This is a genomic window from Marinobacter aromaticivorans (assembly GCF_002806975.1).
Lineage (GTDB): Bacteria > Pseudomonadota > Gammaproteobacteria > Pseudomonadales > Oleiphilaceae > Marinobacter > Marinobacter aromaticivorans.
The window spans coordinates 20,425-39,563 of record NZ_NIHD01000002.1 but is presented as its reverse complement, the minus strand read 5'-3'; the positions used below and the strand labels follow the sequence as shown (position 1 = coordinate 39,563).

The following is a 19,139-nucleotide window of genomic DNA, read 5'->3' as shown; positions in this document are numbered from 1 at the left end:
GTCCTTACTTGGCTTTTCCGGAGCCACCGTCCCGGCCTGTCAGGTGTTCTGCGACGGCGGCCACGATGTCATTATCGGCAAGGCTTCCTGGTATACACGGAGCATTGAAACCCGCGGCTACAGCCTGGTCAGCTATACGCCGGGCGGGAACAATAACGAGTTTATCGTATAGATTATGGCTGCAATTGGCACATAGTGCGATCAGATTGTTCAGGGTTTCCCCCGACAGTGCAATGACTGCATCGGCTGAGAAATCATGCAATGCTGTGCTGATCTGTTTTTTGCTGTAGTCCGGGCAAAATCTTCGATACAGAGGCATGATTGTAACCCGGGCGCCACGGGCTTCCAGCGTTTGCCGGGTAAGTTCCCGCCCCTCTTCGCCGCGGGCAACCAGCACCCGCTCGCCATCGAAATGCGCCAGTGAGGGTAGCTTCAGCAGGGCTTCACTGGTCCAGCCTTCATCGGGTATGTGGGGCTTGAGCCCGTATTCAGCCAGGACCCTGGCGGTGCCGGCCCCCACGCCGTACCAGTTGATGCCAACGGGAAGTTGCGGCCACCAGGTGTCGAGTTCTTCCAGCAACAACCTGGCGGCATAGGGGCTGACCGCAATAACGTGAGAAAACTCGTCAAGGCTGAGCAGGGTTGCGCGCCGCTCCGGAGTCTCTGCCAGTGGCTCTCTCTGAACCAGCGGAAAAACACGGGTCTGAGCGCCGGCAGCCTGAAACTGCCGGGCCAGGCGGGAAGCTTCCGGTTCAGGCCGGCAGATGAGAACACGCCGACCGGCCAGGCTGGAAGAATCAGTGCGGAGTGTGGCCATAAATTTCAGCCAGAATCTTGTCTGCCCCAAGTGCCAGAAGGTCCTCTGCCAGTTCACGGCCAAGACGTTCGCCTTCGGCTCGCGGAGCCCGGCCTTCAACCCGGAGGATCTGTGTTCCATCCACCGCGCCTACCAGCCCGCGTAACCATAGCGTGTCTTTGTCTTCCAGCAGGGCGTAAGCGGCAATGGGCACCTGGCAGCCACCTTCCAGGCGGCGATTGAGCGCGCGTTCGGCTTTCACCCGGTCAGCTGTGTCCGGATGGTTCAATGGCTCCAGCATCGCCCGCAATTCGTGGTCATTGAGGCGGCACTCGATTCCCAGAGCGCCCTGGCCAACAGCCGGCAGAGAAACAGTGTCAGGCATGGAGTAGCGAATACGGTCATGGAAGCCCAGGCGCTTCAGGCCCGAGCTGGCCAGAACAATGGCTTTGTATTCGCCGGCGTCAAGCTTGGCCAGGCGGGTATTCACGTTGCCGCGCAGAACCCGGATTTCCAGGTCCGGGCGGTAGGCGCGCAGCTGGGATTCCCGGCGCAGGCTGGCCGTGCCTACCACGGCACCGTGGGGCAGGGCGTCAACGTTTTCGTAGTCATTGCTCACAAAGGCGTCGGTTGGATCATCCCGTTCACAGATCGCCACCAGCCCAAGGCCCTCAGGAAAAGCCATGGGGACATCCTTCATGGAGTGCACGGCAAGGTCCGCGCGGCCGTCGAGCATGGCTTCTTCCAGCTCTTTTACGAACAGGCCCTTACCGCCAATCTTGGCCAGGGGAACATCGAGAATCTTGTCTCCCTGGGTTTTGATCTTGACCAGCTCCACAACCACGTTGTCGTGGAGGCGTTCCAGTTCGGCCTTGATAAATTCTGCCTGCCATAACGCCAGGGCGCTGCTGCGGGTTGCAACACGAAGAGTTCGTTTGGACATGATACTCACTGTCGGTTGTGAAAGTGTTTGCCAAGGTTACCCTCTGGCGCCGAAAAAGTCCCGTGGATGCCGGTGGCCTCGCAGCGCGCGCAGTTCCGGTTCTGCTTTCAGGCTGCATTCAGCCCCCGGGCTGTTGCCCCTGCAGCCAATGGCGCACGTTGCTGGTGTGCCGGCGGCTGGCCTGAAGCTCGCCCAGATCATCCCTGAGCACAACCAGATTGTGGCCCTCCGGGGTGCGCTTCAAAGCCTGGATAAAGCGCACACCGACCAGTGTATTGCGGTGAATCCGGAGTAGCTGGCGCGGATAGGCATTTTCCAGCTCTTTCAAGGTGTAGTCGGAAACGGTTTCGCCACGGGTGTGGTGGATGGTCACGTATTTCTGATCCGCCTGACAATAGCGGATGCCGGCTATATCAATCAGCTCGGTACCCCGGTGGGTGCGCACAGGCAGCTGTTCGTCGTCGCCGGGATTCATGTTTGCGGGGTTGCCAGCGGGGCTGCCGGGGAATTCCCCGGTGGCGAACGCCTGGCTGGATAGTGCCTGTAATTGGACCCGGTTTACCCGCCCGGCCCGGGCCAGTGCCTCGGCCAGGGCGTCTTTGCGCACAGGCTTGAGCAGGTAGGCAATGGCCTGCACATCGAAAGCCCGGATCGCATAGCTGTCATAGGCGGTGCAGAAAATGATGGCCGGAGGATTGTTGATCTGGCTCAGGCGTGCGGCAACCTCCATGCCGTCCAGGCCCGGCATGCGAATGTCCAGCAGAAGAATGTCCGGGTGCAGCTCTGCAACCCGGGCAAGAGCCGTATCGCCATCACCAGCTTCACCGCATACCCGGTATTCTGGCAGGCTCTCTGCCAGCCGCTTCAATCGTTCGCGAGCCAGGGGCTCATCATCCGCAATCAGGATTTTCTGTTTTGTCATGGTCAATGAGTGATTCTGGGTAGTCTCATGGTCACAGTGTAAACATTTCCCTGGTGGCTGTGTTTGAGAACGGCCGCCTCGCCGAATAATGCCTGCAGCCGGGCCTGTATATTACTCAGTGCCATGCGGTTGCCCTTGTGCAGGTTCTCAGTGCCTTCAGGCTTTGGATTCTGCACCAGCAGATACACAAAGTTGCCGCGCACCTCGGCCTCGATACGCACAGTGCCGCCTTGCTGACGGGGCTGTATACCATGATAAACCGCGTTCTCTACCAGCGGTTGCAGTGTCAGCGGCGGAATGGCCTGGCCCTCGAGCCCTTCGGCGATGTGCCACTCCAGCTGCAGGCGCGGGCCGAGACGCAGGGACTCAATGGCAAGATAGCGCTTGCACAGATCCAGCTCCCTGGCCAGGGGAATAAGCTGGTCACCGGTGCGCAGGCTGGCACGGAAAAGCTCGGAAAGATCCAGAACGGCTTCCTCGGCCTGCTCCGGGTCAGTGGCTATCAGGCTGGCAATGGTGTTCATGCTGTTAAACAGGAAGTGCGGCTGTATACGCGCCTGCAGTGCTGCCAGATGCGCCAGCATCTCCGCTTCCCGCTGCTGCTGCCACTGGTGCTGCAGATAGAAATAGCGCAACACCATAAGCACAATCAGCAGGGCCAGCAGTAATTTTTTGGCAATGGCCTGCCAGTCCAGAATGCCCGGCTGCGGATGCAGAACGCTGTCGGCAAACAGGCTGAAAGCCAGCACGTCCAGCAGTACGATGGCTGATATGGCCAGTGTGGCCCTGGGTGTGGACATTCTGGCCAGGCGCGCCCGCAACAGGCAGATCAGGGCGGCGCTGGTGAGTGTGGTCCATTGTACGAACAGCGACAGCAGCGCAAAATAATTCCAGTCAATCCAGCCGTCGCTGGCCTGAACAATGGCCAGCACCAGTACCAGCAGTTCGCTGGTAATCAGCAGCATGAATACAGACCGCACCCGGCACAGGTCCGGTACGAAAAAATCCGGCAGCACGGCTGCCTTGTCTCTGCCCAGAGGAGTCTCTTTTCTACGGGTCAGAATGCTATACTCCCGCCACGTTCAATGTACCCAGTTCCCGCCAGATAATGCCGGGCTGCCAGCAGGAAAGATAGACCATGACGGATCAGAAAAAACCTGACCAGGCCACAACCTCCGAAAAACCCTGGGGCGGACGCTTCAGCGAACCCACTGATGCCTTCGTGGAGCGTTTTACCGCATCCGTCGGGTTTGATCAGCGGCTGTACCATCACGATATCACCGGCTCCATTGCACATGCGACCATGCTCGCAGAAGTTGGTGTGCTGACAACCGAAGAATGCGACCGCATTATTGCCGGCCTTAACGGCGTCAAAGAAGACATTGAGGCAGGGCGCTTTGAATGGTCCGTAAGCCTCGAAGATGTTCACATGAACATCGAAGCCCGGTTAACGGATCGTATAGGTATTACAGGCAAAAAGCTGCATACAGGCCGCAGCCGGAACGATCAGGTGGCGACCGATATTCGCCTGTACCTGCGTGATGAAATTGACGTGATTGCCGAGGAGCTCCGGCGCCTGCAAGCCGGCCTGCTGGATCTGGCCGAGCGCGAAGCCGATACCATCATGCCCGGCTTCACCCATCTGCAGACCGCGCAGCCGGTGACTTTCGGTCATCACCTGCTGGCCTGGTATGAAATGCTGGTACGGGATGCCGAGCGCCTGCAGGATTGCCGCAAGCGGGTGAACGTGATGCCACTGGGTGCAGCGGCGCTGGCCGGCACCACTTACCCGATTGACCGCTCCATAACGGCTCGCCTGCTGGGCTTTGACCGGCCCTCTGAAAACTCGCTGGATTCTGTCAGTGATCGCGATTTTGCCATTGAGTTCTGCAGCTTTGCAGCCCTGCTGATGACGCATCTCTCGCGCTTCAGTGAAGAGCTGGTGCTGTGGACCTCAGCGCAGTTTGATTTTATTGATCTGCCGGACCGCTTCTGCACCGGCTCCTCCATCATGCCGCAGAAAAAGAACCCCGATGTGCCGGAGCTGGTTCGCGGCAAATCCGGGCGGGTGACCGGCCATCTGATGTCCTTGCTCATGCTGATGAAAAGCCAGCCGCTGGCGTATAACAAGGATAATCAGGAAGACAAGGAACCCCTGTTCGATACCGTGGATACTGTTAAAGGGTGCCTGAAAGCCTACGCCGATATGGTTCCGGCAATCCGTGCCAAGGCCGGCAACATGCGTGTGGCGGCCAAGCGCGGTTTCTCTACGGCGACGGATCTGGCGGATTATCTGGTCAAAAAAGGCATGCCCTTCCGCGATGCCCACGAAGTGGTCGGCAAGGCGGTAGCTTTTGGTGTTGCCGAAGAGCGGGATCTGTCGGACATGACGCTGGAAGAGCTGAAGCGCTTCTCTGACACCATCGATGAAGATGTATTTGATGTGCTTACGCTGGAAGGCTCGGTTCAGGCCCGTGATCACCTCGGCGGCACCGCACCTGCTCAGGTGCGTGCGGCCGTAGCGCGGGCGCGCAAATTGCTGGGCTGAGACCCCGCTCCGGTGAGGGGCTCAGCCGCCGAGACGCCCGGTGGCCAGGTCGACCGCCACCGGCGTGAGTTCCGCCAGGGGTCTGGGGGGTGACAGCCTGTGCCCCTGACCATAGTGAATGCCAAGGGTTCTGACCTTGCGCAGAATGTCGTCATTCTCGATAAACGTGGCGACCGTGGTTTTTCCCGCGTCCTGCGCAATGCGGTGCAGTGCTTCTGCCATGATCTGCTGGACCGGATCCTCCCCCAGCCGGAGCATGAGGCTGCGATCCAGCTTGATCATGTCCACCGGCAGCCTTGCAGCCAGGTTGTAGCTCTCTACGGACGCCCCCGCGCCTTCCAGGGCGATGCGACAACCAATCCGGTGCAGGGCATCGCACAGTACCGCAACCTCGTCCGGGTGCTGACTGGCATGGGCTTCGCGTATTTCGAGGCAGAAGCACTGCGCAGGGTAGTCTGAAACCCGGAGCACAGACTCCATGAAATCCGCGAAGGTATCGTCCAGAACGCTGGCCAGGGACAGGTTGAAGCCACAGTACTTGAGCCTTGGTTCCAGCAGTCGGTGATCATCCAGCCAGGCGAGAGTCTGCATGATCACCTGTCGGTCGAGCCGCTTGGCAAGGTCAAATCTCTCCGCCGCCGGCAGAAACTGATCCGGCTGCAACGGCTGTTCCTGCCTGTCGTGCCCGGGAACCCGGCACAGGATTTCTACGTGGTCGCCCCAGGTGATGCTGGCTAACGGCTTCAGCCGCTGGAATTCGAGGATCAGGGCCTGCTGGTCCAGGGCCTTGCGAATCTGGTCAACGTACTGGTTGCTGTCGTTGTTGTCAGCTTTCGGGCGGTAAGCATGAGCGGTATGTACCCGATTGCGCCCGGAAGTCTTCGCATCGTGGCAGAGGTCTGCAGCCTGGCCCAGCAGTTGCTCCGGGTCTGCGGGCGTGTCTTTTCCCATGATCAGCAGGCCGCCACTGGCCGTGGTCTGCAGCTGATGCCCATTCCATTCGAACACAAAGTTGCGAATGAGATTCAGGGTGTCGTCGGCAATTTTCCTGGCAGCCGGCTCGGTGCTGTTTTCAATGAGCAGGGCGAAGGTATCCCCGGAATGCCGCGACAGGGTGTCCTGAGGCCGGCTGCGAACATCGAGGCAGCTGGCCAGTTCTCTCAGGTAACGGTCGCACGCGCCGTTACCGGCAAGATGATTGAAGTGCCCGAATGCATCGAGGTTCAGGTACAGCAGGCTGCAATGGTCTGGGCTGCTGTTTCTGTTTTCCACACTCGCGCGCAGGCGGGTTGTGAATTCCCGTCGGTTGGTCAGGCCGGTTACCGGGTCGTGCCGGTACCTGTATTCACTGTCACCGTCAGTGCTGGCGCGACTGCTGGTATCACTGGCTACAACGACGGCCCCTGTGGTGTTATTCCGGTTGTCGGTCAGGCGCCGGTAATGGAACTCGTAGACTGGCCACTCACCACTTTGCTGGGTAATGGGCATGTCCAGAACAAAACTGTCCTGCTCGAAGGCACGCTGCCACAGCTGCTCAGTCAGGTGGCGTTCGTTCGGGTATTTGTCCAGTAACTGGCTGAGGTTGTCCCCGACACGCGGTGTCCTGCCGAAAATGCTGGCAAACAGGTTGGCATAGGGCGCATTAACATGCAGCAGGTTGAGATGCGTGTCGACGGCTGCTATCAGCCCGGGGCTCGCAGCAGTCGTGGCGCTCAGAATCCGTTCCACCCGTGCGCGGGAAACATCACGCTGCATTTCTCCGGTTCGGTCGACCAGGGTGCCACCGAGCTTGCGCACTCTGCCGCCGGCTTTGAGTGCGCGGCCATTCAGGGTTGCACGAACCGGTTTTTGCCGGGCTGTCAGAAGGTCCAGGTCGATTGTGAAGGAGGCGCCGGTTCGCGCGCATTTGCGGAACAACGCCCGAATGCGCCCCTGGTTGCTCTGACAGTAAAACAGTGCCTGTTCCGGTGTTATGTTGGTGCCGGGCTGCAGTTCCAGCAGCCGGTACAGTCCTTCCGTCCAGGTAATCCGGTTGCTGGCGATATCCAGCTCCCAAATACCAAAGCCTGCAGCGCTCTCCCCGAAGCGCAGCAAGCGGGGGTCCATGGCAGTGATCTCCTGCTGGGTAATGCTGGCCCTGGCAGCTTCGTCTGAATCGCGCATGCTGATGCGCAGCGAAAGGCTTGCGGTGTAGAAAAAACCTTCCTTGTGGCGGAAGGTCACCAGCACGTTCTGGCCGCTCTCAATACGGTGCCGGTTCACCGGTGCGAAAGGGTCGTCCTCTCTTGACGCCAGAACCCTCTGCACCATTACACCTTCCAGCTCGCTGGCATCGTATCCCAGCACAGCCTCGGCATTGTGGTCGGCAAACAGCACCTTGCCCTCGTCGTCAATACGCAGCAGGGTCTGGCGACCGTTGCTGGCGGGTGCATCAGCACGATAACGCTGTATGACAAACTCTTTCACTGGCTGGACCTCGGGTTTACGGAAATCTATTCTGCTTTTATTTTTCTGATGGTTTTGCCACGATGGACTTATCATACTGATAATCAACCCGGAAAGAACCTCTCCCCCGGAGCTGCCTTGACTGCTCACGCCCTGCCGATTGCCCTGGATTTTGATGAGGGCATTGACCGCAAAACCCTGCGCCGCCTGCGGGACAGGTTTCTCATGGTTAATCGCCAGCGCTGGCAGCGAGCGCTCTCCTCACTTACCTACCGGCAGCAGGTTGTGCTGGAAATCCTGCCACTGGTGTTCCACACCAATCACCCGGCCTTGCCCGGCTACCTGGATGCTGATTGTCCTTATGGCCTCAGCCATTATCAGCCAGGCCCGGGTGCGGTGAACGCGGCGCGGCGCCTGGCTCGTACCTTCAGCCTGCGGGACGAAGGCAAGCGCCGGGCCGATCTGGAAGCGCTGTTTCTGATGGGCAGCCCCGGTACCCTGGGGCATTCCGTCGCCAGCGATCTGGATGTCTGGCTGTGCCACCGGGAGGATCTTGAGGAACCGGGCATCCGGTGCCTTGAGCGCAAGGCAGAGAAACTGTCGGCCTGGGCCCGCTCGTTTGGTATTGAGTTGCACGTGTTTGTGTTTTCCGCCGCCGACTGGCGTAAAGGGCGGCAGCGCGCCGAAGTAAGCGGCGAAAACTGCGGCAGCGCCCAGCACTATTTGCTGCTGGATGAGTTCTACCGCACAGGAATCCATCTGGGAGGCTGTTATCCACTGTGGTGGCTCATTCCATCGGAACAGGAAGAGTGCTATCGCGAATGTGTAAACCGGTTGGTGGATTACCGTTTTATCCGCAGTGATGAATACATCGATTTTGGTGCTGTGCCGGCCATACCCGCCAGTGAGTTTCTCGGGGCCGGCGTTTGGCAGCTTTACAAAGGCATCGGTGCGCCATGGAAGTCGCTCCTGAAGCTTTTGCTTATCGAATGTTATGCCCAGACGCAGGGTCAGCCGGTACTGTCCCGGGTGTTCAAACAGGCCGTATACAGTGGCGTTACCGATGCCGATATCCTGGATCCCTATGTCATGCTGTACCAGCGCCTTGAGCATTGGCTGAGTGCGGCAGAGTCCGGTTCAAGGCTGGATCTGGTCAGGCGCAGCCTGTACATCAAGGCGGGGCTGCCGCTGTCTCGTACCGGAACGGTCGAGGGCCAGGGTGCAGAACCCTGGCGGGCAAAGCTGCTGCGAAATCTGGTTGCCGGATGGGGCTGGCAGAAGAAACAGATTGAGGTTCTGGACAATCGCCAGCGCTGGCGTGCGGAGGAGGTCTCTTCCGTGCGGCGCACAGTCGTGTCGGAACTGACCCACAGTTACCGTTTGCTCTCGAAGATGGCCCGCGAACACGGCAGGCAGGCAGCCATTAGTGCCAATGATATCAATCTGCTCGGGCGTAAGCTTTATGCGGCCTTTCAACGCAAGGCGGGCAAGATCGAGCAGATCAATCCGGGGCTGGCACCTTCGCTGGCGGAGGAAAACCTGTCATTCCATCACCAGTCAGAACAGGGCGAAACGGGCAATGGCTGGTTGCTGTACCGCGACCTGGAAGATCCCTCGGATGCGTCCTGGCAGCCGGTTATCCGACGCTCCGGAAATCTCACTGAACTGGTGCTCTGGTGTTATTGCAACGGTCTTCTCACCCGCTCGACCCGTCTTAACCTGCGCTCGGGGCAGGGCATTGCTTCCGTCAACGAGTTGCGCGAAATGCTGGATGCCCTTGCGGCTTTTGTGCCCTTTCCGGTAGAGCCGGCAGGCCGGGAAGCCCTGGCCCGTGGCGTTCGCCCCCTGCGTAACCTTCTTCTGATTAACGTGGGTGTGGACCCCCAGGCCCATCTGACCGAGCGCGGCCTGCACAAACTCAGCGCACGGCATGACTCCCTGGGTTTCAGCGGCGGGCGCGAGAATCTGGTGGTGACTATTGACCAGATCACGCTGAACAGCTGGCATGAGGTCAGCCTTCAGCACTACGCCTCCGGAGACACCCTGATCCAGTGCCTGAAGAATGTGCTTGCTTCGGTTGCTCTCGACCCCCGTGTTATTCCCGGCATTACGGTACACAGTCACAACCGGGGCCACGGCAGTGCGATTGCCCGCCGGGTACAGGAGCTGTTTGCAGATGTATTGCGCCAGTTTTTTGCCGGAGGCGCCGGGCCTCACCCCCTGCGCTACGTTATCGAAATGGATCGCCGGTATTTCCTGCTGGAGTTCATTGGCAAAGAGCCGGGATTCATTGTGCTGGAGAGCCGGGCTGCCCTGATGGAGTGTCTGGCGCAACCCAGGGACTGCTACCTGCCCGTTGTTTTCGACCGTCATGCGTTGCTGGAAGACCCGGGGTTGCGTGCCGCCTGCCAGGCCAGTGAGTCGGACAGCATTCAGGTTTTCTATGCACACAGGGGCGAGCGGGCACGCATCTGGGTGATTGATGAGCGAGGCTCGGTCTTCGGTTGGGAGCAGCCGGTCACCAGCCGCCGCCATGTTCTGACACCTTTGCTGCGTTTTCTGGAAAATCTGGTGGAGCGGCGCAGCCTGCGCAACAGTGACGTGCCTTTGGCCATGGCCGGTGTGAAGTGCTATGAACTGGTTGCCAGCAACGGGTTCTGGCGTCCGGAATACCGGCCGCAAGCGGATGCCGGTTTATCTTTGCCAGGGCTCGAGGTGCAGGCCATTGGCGTTCAGGAAGGCGAGAGCCGGGTACGTTTTGACCTTTACTGTGGTGAGCAGGAGTTCACAGTGATGCAATACGGGGACCAGTTGATCCCGGCGGTTGCCCATTACATTCATTCCCTGCGCCAGAGCCGCGATCGCTACCCGGTTTACCTCACCGACGTACATCTGCCCCACGATCTGGATCCGAGGGTGTATCAGCAGGATATACAGACCACCCAGTACCTTTATTATCGCTCCGTACTGGAGGATGCCCTTAACCGCGAACTGGAGGCGTTTCCATAGCCTGCGGGCCTCGCCGGGCAGGGCGCGGGTCAGGTATACTTCAGTCAATATCAACTCAGGGTGGCAAGTATGCGCACAATAACATTGCCGGTCGCGATTCTGGTTGCGGTGGCTGCACTTGCTGGCTGCGGCCAGAAAGGCCCCTTGTACCGGGACACTCCGGAAGCAGTATCCGGATCTGCCGGGGAATCGGACAGCCTTCGGGTACAAAACGAGCATCCCGACGAGCGTAACCCGCGCACAGACACAGAGTAGTCCCGCGCTTACTCGCACCGCTAAACGAATCAGGAAACAAATGGACCATTTCAACTACCGAGACGGCGAGCTGTACGCCGAAGATGTGCCTGTCGCCAGTATTGCCGAACGCTTTGGTACGCCTGCTTATGTGTATTCCCGGGCCACCCTTGAGCGCCATTACAAGGCTTACACCGGGGCCTTGAGCGAGCGCAGACTTCTGGTGTGCTACGCCGTCAAAGCCAACAGTAACCTTGCCGTGCTGAATGTGCTTGCGCGTCTTGGTGCCGGTTTTGACATTGTTTCTGCCGGAGAACTGGAACGGGTCCTGCGTGCCGGTGGGGATGCGGGCAAAGTGGTGTTCTCGGGTGTTGGCAAACAGGAGTGGGAAATGCGCCGGGCTCTTGAAGCCGGTGTTCGTTGCTTCAACGTGGAATCTGATACCGAGCTGGATCGCCTCAATGCCGTGGCCGGTGAACTGGGCGTCAAAGCCCCGGTTTCCCTGCGGGTAAACCCGGACGTTGATGCCGGTACCCACCCCTACATCTCCACGGGGCTGAAAGAAAACAAGTTCGGTATCGATATCCTGGAGGCTCCCGCGATTTATGCTCGGGCTGCCACCTTGCCGAATCTGGATATCCAGGGTGTGGATTGCCATATTGGTTCGCAACTCACTTCGGTTGCTCCGTTTCTGGACGCTCTCGATCGGGTACTTGAGCTGATCGACACGCTTGCAGGACAGGGTATTCACATCCGGCATCTGGATATGGGCGGGGGCCTGGGCGTCACCTATAACGATGAAACCCCGCCGCAGCCAGCCGAATATGTCAGGGCCCTGGATGAGCGTATCGGCGACCGCAAGCTGGAGCTGATTCTCGAGCCGGGCCGTTCCATTGCGGCCAATGCCGGGCTACTGCTTACCCGTGTTGAACTGCTGAAATGCACGGAGCACCGCAACTTTGCCATCATTGATGCCGGTATGAACGATCTTATTCGCCCCGCGCTCTACAGTGCCTGGCAGGCCATTGTGCCGGTGCAGCCGCATCAGGATGCGGAAGAAAAGGTGTGGGACCTGGTGGGGCCGGTGTGTGAAACCGGTGATTTTCTTGGCAAGGACCGGGCACTCCGGCTCAAGGCCGGGGATCTGCTGGCCGTGCGCTCGGCGGGAGCCTATGGCTTTGTCATGAGCTCCAACTACAACACGCGCAACCGCCCGCCAGAGTTGATGGTTGATGGCGATCAGGTACATGTTGTGCGGCGTCGGGAAACCATAGAGGATCAGCTCGCCCCCGAAAGCTGCTTGCCGGAATGAATGGCGCAGAGACGATGAGCCCACAACGTCGTAATCAGGGCCCCCTGCTCCGGTTCACCAAAATGCATGGGCTGGGCAATGACTTTATGGTAGTTGATGCCATCAGCCAGCCCTTCCGTCTGCGCCCGGAAATGATCCGGGAACTGGCGGACCGGAATTTTGGTGTCGGGTTTGACCAGTTGCTGGTTGTGGAGCCCCCCGGGCTGCCCGACGTGGACTTTCGTTACCGGATATTCAATGCCGATGGTTCCGAAGTTGAGCAATGTGGCAATGGTGCCCGCTGCTTTGCGAAGTTTGTCCGTGATCAGCGCCTTACCAACAAAAAGGTTATTCGCGTCCAGACCGCCCGTGGGGTGATTGAACTGCGGGTGATCCGGGATGGCGTGGTCATGGTGAATATGGGCGTGCCTGAGCTGAATCCGCCTGCCATACCCTTTGCTGCTGAACGCAGGAAGACGGTTTACTCGGTGGAAGTGGGTTCGCAAACCATAGAGCTTAGTGCCGTCTCCATGGGTAATCCTCATGCGGTTATCCTGGTGGACAATGTGGATACCGCACCGGTTTCAGAGCTGGGGCCTCGCCTTGAAAACCACCCGCGATTTCCGTCACGTGCCAACATCGGCTTTTTACAGATACTGAGCAGGAGTCGTGTGCGCCTGAGAGTGTACGAACGTGGTTCGGGCGAAACCCTGGCCTGTGGCAGCGGTGCCTGCGCTGCGGTGGTTGCCGGATGCCTGCGGGGCCTGCTGGATAACCGCGTAGAGGTGGAACTGCGCGGGGGGCGGCTGACCATTGAATGGCAGGGGGAAGGGTCGCCTGTTATGATGGAAGGGCCCGCCACAAGCGTGTTTGAAGGGCAGTTGAGACTGCCTGGTGATGCAGCCGGCAGCCGGCGCAGGAAGCCCGGTCGCCCACACAACAAACAACGACACTGACAGCCAGGAGCGCACGATGACAGACCAAACGGCCCGCCAGAAGGCCGGAGAGCTCACCCGGGAACAAGTGGCAGACTACCTGCGAAACAATCCTGATTTTTTTGTCGATCAGAATGAGCTTTTGCGCAGCCTGACACTGCCCCATGACAGTGGCCGCGCGATCTCGCTGGTAGAGCGCCAGGTGCACCTGTTCCGCGAACAACGGGATACCCTGCGCCACGAACTGATGGAGCTGGTTTCCATCGCCCGCCATAATGACCGCCTGTTTGAAAAGAGCAAGCGCCTGCTCATGCAGGTGATTGAAGCCCGGAACCTCATGGACATGGCGTCCACCATTGATGACAGTATTCGTGGCGATTTCGGTCTTGATGCTGCATCGGTGATCCTGTTTACCGACGCCGAAGTGCCGGGCAGCTCCCAGGGAGCGCTGCATGTTGTGCGCCCGGCAGAAGCCAGGGAACGCCTGGGCAGTCTTCTGGAAGGCAGCAAAGCGGTTTGTGGTCAGTTTCGCGAGAGCGAAAGGGAGTTCCTGTTCCCCGACCGGGATGAGCCTATTGCCTCGGTTGCCCTGGTGCCGCTGCGCCACGAGGAACTGGTTGGAGTGTTCGCCGTTGGCAGTTGCCAGCCTGGCTACTTTGATCAGGGTATGGGGTCGCTGTTCCTCAGCTACATAAGCGACACGCTCAGCAGGCTGCTGCCGCCGATGCTCCGTCGCCACACCACGGCAGTGCCGGTGGCTGACCTTGCGACGGAGTCCCGCTAGGGTGATGTCGGCACCGGTGCCAGCCCGGCAATCCTGCGAGCTTGGCGGGCCGCTGGCGGATTTTATTCAGCACCTGGCATCGGAAAAACGCCTCTCACCCCTGACCTGCACCAACTACCAGCGAGATCTGCAGCGCCTGGCAGCCTGGCTCATGGAGCAGGACAGCCCCGGGTGGGGCAGGGTCTCCGGCCACGATCTGCGCCGCTACGTGGCACACCTCAGTCGCCAGGGGCTGAGTGGTCGCAGCATTGCACGCCACTTGTCTGCAATCCGGCGTTTTTACCAGTATTTGCTGCGGGAGCGGTTGGCCTCGGATAACCCGGCACTGGATATTCGCGCCCCCAAAAGCCGTCGGCGCCTTCCGGGCGTGGCCGATGTGGATCAGCTTAATTATCTTCTTGACGCCGCGCCGGATGATCCGCTGGAAATACGCGACCGCTGCATGTTCGAGCTGATGTATTCCTCAGGCCTGCGCCTGGCGGAACTGGCCAGCCTGGATATTGACGCCGTTGATCGCCAGGCTGGCGAGGCCCGGGTTGTGGGTAAAGGCGGCAAGGCACGATTGCTTCCGGTTGGGCGCAAGGCGTTACAGGCCATCGCCCAGTGGTTGCCTGTCCGGTCGCAGTTGGCACCTGAGTCTGAGCGGGCGTTGTTTGTTAGCCGCCGGGGCGACCGCTTGAGCCACCGCAGCATCCAGGCTCGCCTGAGTCGCTGGGGGATCGTGAAAGGGGCGGATCAGAAGCTCCACCCGCATATGCTTCGGCATTCCTTTGCCAGCCATCTGCTTGAATCCAGTGGTGATTTGCGCGCAGTCCAGGAATTGCTGGGCCATGCGGACATAGCCACCACACAGGTCTATACTCACCTTGATTTTCAGCATCTGGCCCGGGTATACGACCAGAGTCACCCCAGGGCACGCCGGCGCAATACAGCCACTCATGACAATCAGGAAGGAAACAGTTGATGTCATCAGATCAATCCTGGAAAGACAAGTATTTCCGGGAACTTGAGTCTGCAGAGCAGCGGGAAGAGCGTTGGAAAGCTGAGCGTAACACTCTGGAGCGCATGCTGGTGCGAACCAGCCTGGCGTCCGCAGGACTGGCACCTGAACTGGACCGGCTGCTTGAACGGGTGCGGTCAGATCTGCGCAAGAACAGGGTTGATGTAGACAGTTGGCGTAAGCTGCAGGAGCAGATCGACCGGCAAGTCGCATTGTTGGACGACATGCCGGCCCGGAGTACAGAAAAACGCCCCGGGCCCCCGGCGGCGAGCGCCTGTGAACAGACATCTGATTCTGAAACTGCGGATAACGTTGATTTTACAATTCGCCAGCGGGCAGTGGAAAGCGAAGGCCAGCGCCTTCGGATTGCCCGGCGTGTCGGGCATCTGCTGGGGCAGTTACTGGGGCAGGTTTCGCTGGAACCGGATGCTGAGACGGCGGCCAGGAATCTTCAAAGAGCGCTCCTGACCAGTGATAACTGGGATGAGCTGCGTGAAGGGCTTGACCAGGTAGCAGATCTCGTTATCGCTGCGGTAACCCGAAGCCAGAGGGAATTCGAAGCTTTTCTGAAGCGTCTTGATGAACGCCTTGAGATGCTGCAAGAGCATGTTTCCCTGCAGTCCTCTGCACAGTCTGGCCGCCAGGCTGCGGCCGAAAAGCTTGATCGCAATATTCAGGAAGAGATCCAGCAGGTTGGCCGGCATATTGAAGCCAGCACTGATCTCCAGGAGCTGAAGCAGTCAGTCACCAGTCATCTGGAGTCTATTGGCCAAATGGTTGGTCGTTTCCGGGTTGAAGAAACCGAGCGGGAAAAACTACTGTCCGGGCAACTGATGGCCATGCAGGAAAAGGTCGCGGTCATGGAGGCGCATTCTGAACAGATGCAGGGACAGGTGCGCAAGGAGCGTGAGCGAGCCATGACAGACCTGCTTACACAGTTGCCCAACCGGGAAGCCTGGCAGGAGCGTTTATCCTTTGAATTCAATCGCTGGAAGCGTTACCAGTACCCCCTGACCATTGGCGTTCTGGATATCGACCTTTTCAAGCGGGTGAACGATTCGTACGGGCACAAGGCTGGCGACAGGGTACTCCAGCTTGTGGCCAGGGAAATCAAAAACCGGTTGCGCAACACAGACTTTGTGGCCCGCTTCGGTGGCGAGGAGTTTGTGTTGCTGTTCCCGGAGACTGCGCCAGAAGATGCACAGGCTGTGATGGACAAACTCCGGGTTCACATCAGTGCTTTGCCATTTCATTTCGGGGGCGAACCTGTAACCATTACCTTCTCGGCGGGCCTGGCTGCTTTTGCCCCGGGCGATACAGAAGAGTCCGCTTTTGAACGATCAGACCGCGCGCTTTATGTGGCCAAGGATGCAGGCCGGAACTGTGTCCGGGTTACTCATTCTGCAAGCCAGTGCAACCCCTGAGGATATCCGGTGAAGGTCATCCTTTTGCTTCTGTCATGCTGGCTGTTGCCGGCTTTTCTATCTCCGGTGCTGGCAGATCCGCCCCAGGCATCACCGGCACCGGTGCTGGGCATCAAGGATTTGCAGTGGGTCAGTGAGCAGCAAATCCTCCGGATCGGTGTGCGTGCCGACCAGGTGCCTCTGGTTTTTGATACCGGTAACGGGGAGCTTGCCGGCACCTACATTGACTACCTGGCCAGGTTGTCCGAAAAACTCGATCTTCTGATCGAACCGGTTGTTGTCAATGCGGGCGCGGATTCCGGGCCAGTGTCTGAACGCCTGGAAATCGACGCGCTGCTGACAACCAGGGTTCCGGGCACACCTGTGCCGGATGGCAAGCGCTTCACCCGCCCGTTGATGACACTCACCTACGGCCTGTTTATCAGCGCAGGCGACGCCGCTATCCGTTCGCTGGCTGACCTCGAGAATGGCCGCATAGCGGTTGTAGAAAGCGATCCCGATCAATACGCCATGCTTGAGTCTGTTGAAAGCTTCACGCCTGTGCCAGTACAGGGCCTGGGAGAGGCGGTCAGCCACGTGCTATCGGGCCAGGCCGATGCGTTTCTCGGGCCGGTTCCTGTGGTCTCGGACTATCTGCAGTCAGCCATGATCAACGGCATTGGGCTGTCAACGTTACTTGACCGGAAATCTGTGGATGTTGTCTTCCAGGTGGACGAACAGGATGCAACTCTGTTGCGGGTTCTTGATCAGACGGTAGATGCTATCAGCCACAACGAGCACCGGGTTATCCGGCAATCCTGGTTGCAGGCAGATCTCTCTGCGTTGGAGCAGAACGGCGTTGAACTCTCGGCGTCGGATGTTGACTGGCTCAAGCGTCATCCTTCGCTCAAGGTTGCCTATCGCTCTGACTGGCCGCCGTTTGAGTATGCCCAGGACGGCCGGGCTACCGGTCTGGTACCGGATCTGGTTGCGCGGCTGGAAAAGCAGCTGGGTGCACGCTTTGAGCGAAAGATTGTTGAAAATCGTGTACTTGCGGAACAGGCGCTCATCTCCGGGGAGGTGGACATCCTGCCCGGTTTGTCGCGTACACCGCGAACCGAGGAGTCGTTTCTGTTTACCCGGGCCTACATAAACGTACCCATTGCCCTGGCTATCCGGGATGACGGCCGGTTTATCGGGGATTTGCGGGAGCTGCGGAGCGAGCGCGTTGGTGTGGTCAACCGCCATGCTGCGCACGACTATCTGCTTATTAACCATCCGAACCTGGATCTCTACCCCATGGCAACGGTAGAGGAGGGGCTGCTGGCGCTGTCCAATGGCGATCTTGACGTAATGGTGACCCATATTCCGGCGGTGAGTTATACCGTTGCCCGGCTGGGTCTTTCCAACCTGAGGATCACCAGTATCACACCCTATCAATACGATCTCCGGCTTGCGGTTCGCAAAGACAGCCCTGAGCTGCACCGCATATTGAACAAGGCGCTTGGGAGCCTGGAGCCGGCAGAAACCGAAGCCATTTACAACCGCTGGATCCACCTGGATATCGAGCAGGAAGCGGATTACACGGTGGTTCGACGGGTTGTGCTGATCGCCATTGTGGTTGTACTCATCTTCCTGTACTGGAACCGGAAACTGTCGCGGGAGGTGGATGAGCGCATCCGTTCAGAAAATGCGCTGCGCCGGAGTGAAGATGAACTGCGTGCGGCGAAACTGGAAGCGGAACGCCTGGCCCGTGAAGCAGAGGCGGCCAACCGTGCCAAGAGTGAGTTTCTGGCCAACATGTCCCATGAGATCCGGACACCCATGAACGCCGTGATCGGATACAGCGATCTGCTCAGCAACAGTGTTACCGACCCCCAGCAGCGCAATTACCTGGATGCCATCCGGGCCGGCAGTCGCAGCCTGCTCATGCTGATCAACGACATACTTGATCTGTCCCGTATCGAAGCAGGAAAAATGCGGCTGGATTATTCGCCTGTGTCCGTGCGCCGGCTACTGGATGACGTGCGCCACATTTTTGATCTGCGGGCGCGGGAGCAGGGCATTACGCTCGAAGTGAGTGTTGGCTCGGATATGCCGGTGGCCATGGTGCTGGACGAGACCCGTTTTCGGCAGGTGCTGTTCAACCTTGTAGGCAACGCCATAAAATTCACCCATGAAGGTGGGGTTACGGTGCGGGCAGAGGTTGAACCGGTCAGGGACGAAACCGGGAAGGGCTCCGAGCATCCGGTGTATAAGCTCACGGTCAGGGTTCAGGATTCCGGTATTGGAATACAGCCTGACCAGCTTGAGCACATCTTTGACGCCTTCGAACAGCAGGAAGGCCAGAATGCCCGTCGCTATGGTGGAACCGGCCTTGGGCTTGCCATCAGCCGCAAGCTGGCGCGGATGATGGGGGGGGATCTGGAGGTGGAGAGTGAACCCGGCAAAGGATCTGTGTTCACGCTCACTTTGCCGCGGGTTGAAGTCACCGGTGAGCAGGCGGAAGACGAAGGTGAGACCAAAGAGTCTGAGCGGCTGCTGGCACAGACACTGAGCATACAGGAGCGGGGCTGGCTCAGGGAGCAGTTGACGGCAGACTTTGGTGATGAATGGCGGGCCGTTCGTGAAAGCGGTGATCCGGAAGAAATGAAAGACTTTGCCCAGCGGGTATTGGAGTGGGGTCAGCGTTATCGTTCCCGGTCGGTGACCCGCTATGGCGAAAAACTGCTGACGGACGTGGACGCATTCAATCTGGATGCGGTTAACGCTTCACTGGAAGCATTTCCGAGGCTTTTGGGGCGCGGGGTCTGAACCGGGCGGGGGCCT

Annotated in this window: 13 protein-coding genes and 1 pseudogene; 9 read left to right on the top strand and 5 right to left on the bottom strand. The window is 59.1% G+C overall.

The window, feature by feature from the left end:
- Positions 1–4: 4 nt before the first annotated feature.
- From CDH48_RS02975 to CDH48_RS02960, 4 genes are all read right to left on the bottom strand, one after another.
- Positions 5–817, bottom strand: a complete 813-nt coding sequence (locus CDH48_RS02975) for a uroporphyrinogen-III synthase (protein WP_100687247.1) — start codon at positions 815–817, stop codon at positions 5–7.
- Positions 798–1,739 carry a hydroxymethylbilane synthase gene (gene hemC / locus CDH48_RS02970; protein WP_100687246.1) on the bottom strand — a complete coding sequence of 314 codons (942 nt, stop codon included), beginning with the start codon at positions 1,737–1,739 and terminating at the stop codon, positions 798–800. The genes CDH48_RS02975 and hemC overlap by 20 nt, the downstream gene beginning before the upstream one ends.
- A 118-nt stretch (positions 1,740–1,857) precedes the next feature.
- Positions 1,858–2,661, bottom strand: a complete 804-nt coding sequence (locus tag CDH48_RS02965) for a LytR/AlgR family response regulator transcription factor (protein WP_188437675.1) — start codon at positions 2,659–2,661, stop codon at positions 1,858–1,860.
- 2 nt (positions 2,662–2,663) lie between these two features.
- The gene (locus CDH48_RS02960) at positions 2,664–3,626 is read right to left on the bottom strand and encodes a sensor histidine kinase (RefSeq protein WP_100687645.1); all 963 of its coding nucleotides are present in this window, start codon (positions 3,624–3,626) and stop codon (positions 2,664–2,666) included.
- A 173-nt stretch (positions 3,627–3,799) separates the two neighbouring features.
- On the opposite strand from CDH48_RS02960, the gene argH reads away from it, so the two are divergent.
- Complete coding sequence (gene argH, locus CDH48_RS02955) at positions 3,800–5,209, top strand: argininosuccinate lyase (protein ID WP_100687244.1); 1,410 nt, start codon at positions 3,800–3,802, stop codon at positions 5,207–5,209.
- A gap of 21 nt (positions 5,210–5,230) precedes the next feature.
- Here argH and CDH48_RS02950 read toward each other — a convergent pair whose 3' ends face one another.
- Complete coding sequence (locus CDH48_RS02950) at positions 5,231–7,675, bottom strand: EAL domain-containing protein (RefSeq protein ID WP_100687644.1); 2,445 nt, start codon at positions 7,673–7,675, stop codon at positions 5,231–5,233.
- A gap of 117 nt (positions 7,676–7,792) precedes the next feature.
- Here CDH48_RS02950 and CDH48_RS02945 point away from each other — a divergent pair, with 117 nt between their 5' ends.
- From CDH48_RS02945 to CDH48_RS02910, 8 genes and pseudogenes are all read left to right on the top strand, one after another.
- Positions 7,793–10,663 carry a class I adenylate cyclase gene (locus CDH48_RS02945; RefSeq protein ID WP_100687243.1) on the top strand — a complete coding sequence of 957 codons (2,871 nt, stop codon included), beginning with the start codon at positions 7,793–7,795 and terminating at the stop codon, positions 10,661–10,663.
- A gap of 69 nt (positions 10,664–10,732) precedes the next feature.
- Positions 10,733–10,813, top strand: a pseudogene (gene lptM / locus CDH48_RS19690) (LPS translocon maturation chaperone LptM); the annotation flags it as partial.
- A gap of 145 nt (positions 10,814–10,958) precedes the next feature.
- The gene (gene lysA, locus CDH48_RS02935) at positions 10,959–12,209 is read left to right on the top strand and encodes a diaminopimelate decarboxylase (RefSeq protein WP_100687241.1); all 1,251 of its coding nucleotides are present in this window, start codon (positions 10,959–10,961) and stop codon (positions 12,207–12,209) included.
- A gap of 14 nt (positions 12,210–12,223) precedes the next feature.
- A complete protein-coding gene (gene dapF, locus CDH48_RS02930) occupies positions 12,224–13,144 on the top strand; it encodes a diaminopimelate epimerase (protein ID WP_100687240.1) in 921 nt (306 codons plus the stop codon).
- Between the two features lie 16 nt (positions 13,145–13,160).
- The gene (locus tag CDH48_RS02925) at positions 13,161–13,907 is read left to right on the top strand and encodes a DUF484 family protein (protein WP_100687239.1); all 747 of its coding nucleotides are present in this window, start codon (positions 13,161–13,163) and stop codon (positions 13,905–13,907) included.
- Positions 13,908–13,911: 4 nt separating this feature from the next.
- Positions 13,912–14,871, top strand: coding sequence for a tyrosine recombinase XerC (xerC, locus tag CDH48_RS02920; protein ID WP_100687643.1), 960 nt, complete (start codon positions 13,912–13,914; stop codon positions 14,869–14,871).
- Positions 14,871–16,331, top strand: a complete 1,461-nt coding sequence (locus CDH48_RS02915; RefSeq protein WP_100687238.1) for a GGDEF domain-containing protein — start codon at positions 14,871–14,873, stop codon at positions 16,329–16,331. The genes xerC and CDH48_RS02915 overlap by 1 nt, the downstream gene beginning before the upstream one ends.
- Positions 16,332–16,340: 9 nt before the next feature.
- Positions 16,341–19,124 carry an ATP-binding protein gene (locus tag CDH48_RS02910; protein WP_100687237.1) on the top strand — a complete coding sequence of 928 codons (2,784 nt, stop codon included), beginning with the start codon at positions 16,341–16,343 and terminating at the stop codon, positions 19,122–19,124.
- The last annotated feature ends 15 nt before the right edge of the window (positions 19,125–19,139 follow it).